The sequence below is a fragment of the Paraburkholderia sp. SIMBA_030 genome (assembly GCF_046535245.1).
In the GTDB taxonomy this organism is placed as follows: domain Bacteria; phylum Pseudomonadota; class Gammaproteobacteria; order Burkholderiales; family Burkholderiaceae; genus Paraburkholderia.
The window spans coordinates 1-233 of record NZ_JAWRXB010001714.1; the positions used below are offsets into that span (position 1 = coordinate 1).

Annotated in this window: 1 protein-coding gene; it reads right to left on the reverse strand. The window is 57.5% G+C overall.

The annotated features are described in order from the left end of the window. On the reverse strand, nucleotides 1–233 hold a 233-nt coding region (locus tag SB772_RS45865; protein WP_410839257.1), incomplete at both ends, for a TetR/AcrR family transcriptional regulator.

Genomic DNA, 233 nt, shown 5'->3' on the forward strand with positions numbered 1-233 from the left:
CTTGCGCGGATTCATCACGAACTGATACGACAGCCAGTAGGTCGCGATTACGCCGATGTTGGTTGCGATGACCTTGAGCTCGTCGGGCGTCGCGACCATTTCGTTGTCGGCCACGAGCTGCTCGCAGAACTGGCTGGCGAAGCGCACCTTGTGGCTGATTATCTGCTTGAAGTGTGTTTCGAGCGTGCGGTTGCGTGCGAGCAGATCGTTGAGGTCGCGATACAGGAAGCGAT